The sequence below is a fragment of the Ilumatobacter nonamiensis YM16-303 genome, assembly GCF_000350145.1.
Taxonomy (GTDB): Bacteria; Actinomycetota; Acidimicrobiia; order Acidimicrobiales; family Ilumatobacteraceae; genus Ilumatobacter_A; species Ilumatobacter_A nonamiensis.
The window spans coordinates 1-2,536 of record NZ_BAOL01000332.1; the positions used below are offsets into that span (position 1 = coordinate 1).

3 protein-coding genes are annotated in these 2,536 nt (G+C 66.5%); all 3 read left to right on the top strand.

The genetic code is table 11. From position 1 onward, the window contains the following. A partial coding sequence (locus ON45_RS20485; protein ID WP_040496630.1) for a carotenoid oxygenase family protein occupies positions 1-756 on the top strand: 756 nt, incomplete at its 5' end. Between the two features lie 30 nt (positions 757-786). Beyond that, entirely contained in the window at positions 787-2,001 is a 1,215-nt protein-coding gene (locus tag ON45_RS20490; RefSeq protein ID WP_040496631.1) for an aminotransferase family protein, read from the top strand. Between the two features lie 81 nt (positions 2,002-2,082). Then, positions 2,083-2,505, top strand: coding sequence for a cyclic nucleotide-binding domain-containing protein (locus ON45_RS21965; protein ID WP_051063502.1), 423 nt, complete (start codon positions 2,083-2,085; stop codon positions 2,503-2,505). Positions 2,506-2,536 lie beyond the last annotated feature (31 nt).

A 2,536-nucleotide genomic window follows, 5' to 3' on the forward strand; every position in this document is an offset into this window, starting at 1 on the left:
ATGATGCACGACTTCAACGTCACCCGGAACCACGTCGTGTTCATGGACCTTCCGGTGTGTTTCAACCTCGACCTGCTCGGAAGCGGATTCCCGTTCAGCTTCAACCGCGACGCCGGCGCGCGGCTCGGGGTGATGCCCCGCAACGGCACCAACGCGGACGTCCGCTGGTTCGAGATCGATCCGTGCTACGTGTTCCATCCGGTCAACGCACACGAGGACGGCAACATGATCGTGCTCCACGTGTCGCGTCAGGACGAGGCGTTCGGAACCAGCAACGACGACTACGCCGAGGTCGGACGCCTCTGGAAGTGGACGATCGACCTCGATACCGGCACGGTCACGGAAGCGCAGATCGACGACCGACCCGGCGATTTCGGCCGCGTCGACGACCGGATGATCGGCCTCGACGCGCGGTACGGATACCTCATGGCGCTGGCGGGTGAGGGCAACTCCGAGGAGCCCGTGTACGGATCGGCGCTCTGGAAGTACGACCTGACGACCGGGACGTGTACCGAGCACCACCTCGGCGACGGGGTGCGCGGCGCCGAGCCGGTCTTCGCCGCGGCGTCGGCCGATTCCGGCGAGGACGAGGGATGGGTGATCAGCCTCACGCACGACACGTCGTCCGACCAGTCCCGCCTGATCATCGTCGATGCCCAGGACTTCTCCGCTCCGCCGGTCGCAACGGTGCATCTGCCCCGGCGGGTGCCGTACGGTGCTCATGGGAGCTGGGTCCCCGATACCGCGATGGTCTGAGGTCGTGCGGTGACCTAGCGTGCGACGGTGATGGCCGCTCACCCGTTCCTCCACCCTTTCGCCTCACCGACGCAACCCGAGTCGGACTTCGTCGACATCGTCGGTGGCTCGGGCGCGATCGTGACCGACGCCAACGGGAACGACTACATCGATGCGCTCGGCAGCCTGTGGTACTGCCAGATCGGTCACGGCCGCGTCGAGATGCGCGACGCCATCGTCGCGCAACTGGATCGGATCGCCGGGTACAACGTGTTCGATCCGTTCACCAACGGACCGGCGGCTCGACTCGCCGAGATGATCGCCGACGTGGCGCCGATGCCGGACGGGCGAGTGTTCCTCGCGAGTTCTGGATCGGAAGCCATCGACACGGTCCTGAAACTCGCACGGCTCACGCATCAACGGCGCGGCGATCACGACCGGCAGATCATCGTGCGGCGCACCGGCGGATACCACGGCACGAACTTCGGGGGAACCTCCGCTCAAGGCATCGCGCCGAACCGCGAGGGTTGGGGTGACCTGGTGCCGCACTTCATCGAGGTGCCGAGCGACGATGTCGAGGCACTCGCCACGGTGTTCGCCGAACATGGCCCCCGAATCGCCGCCTTCCTCACCGAACCGGTGCAAGGCGCGGGTGGCGTACTCATGCCGCCCGACGGATATCTGGCGTCCGCTCGTCGCTTGTGCGACCAACACGGCGCGCTCCTGATCCTCGACGAGGTGATCTGCGGATTCGGCCGGACCGGGAACTGGTTCGGTGCACAGACCTTCGACGTCGCGCCCGATCTGATCACGTTCGCGAAGGGTGTCACGTCGGGGTACCTCCCGCTGTCCGGAGTGGTCGCCGCGCGTTCTGTGTGCGACACGCTGGAATCGAGCGACGAGATGCTCCGCACCGGATACACGTACTCGGGTCATCCGACATGCGCGGCGGCCGCGATCCGCAACATCGAACTGATCCGCGACGAGGGGCTGTGCGCGCGTGCGGAACACATCGGCAACGAGTTCGTCGCGGGTTTCGAGGCCATGCAGTCCGACGGTGTGATCGGCTCCTTCCGCGGCGTCGGCGCGATCTGGGCGATCGACGTCGGGCACGATGCCCTGTCACTCCGATCCCGGCTCCTCGATCGGGGAGTCGTGGTGCGAGGCATCGGGACGGCGATCGCGCTGTGCCCGCCCCTGGTGATCACCGACGAGCAGATCGCCTCGGTCATCGACACGATCACCGACGTCCTCGCCAGTCGCTGAGTGCCCACGGGCTTCCACGAGTTGTCACCGCTGTGACGTCCGGTCGGTCCGACACTCCGGCACGGCACTATCGTCCGCCGGATGGCGCGTCACGACTACCACCAATACCTCAAAGCGGTTCCGCTCTTCGCGAACGTCGACGACGATGACCTCGACGTGATCGGCGCGGCGGTCACCGAGTTGTCGTTCGACGGAGGCGAGGTACTGATGCGGGCCGGCAGCTCGGCGCGCGAGATGGTGATCGTGCTCGAGGGTCAGCTGTCCGTGCTGTTCGGTGACACCGAGATCGCCACGATCGACGCCGGTGGCTTCGCGGGCGAGATGGGCTTGCTCGCCGGGATGCCGCGCAATGCGACGGTCACGGCGAAGGTTCCCACCCGGCTCCTCCACATCGACTCGCGCTCGTTCGACAACGTGCTCAACGAAGCGCCGCAGATCGCCGTCGCGATGCTGCCGATCGTTGCCAAGCGGGTCGTCACGAACAACGCCCTCGCCTCCGACTGACCGGTGCCATCCGGTGTCAGACACCGGATGG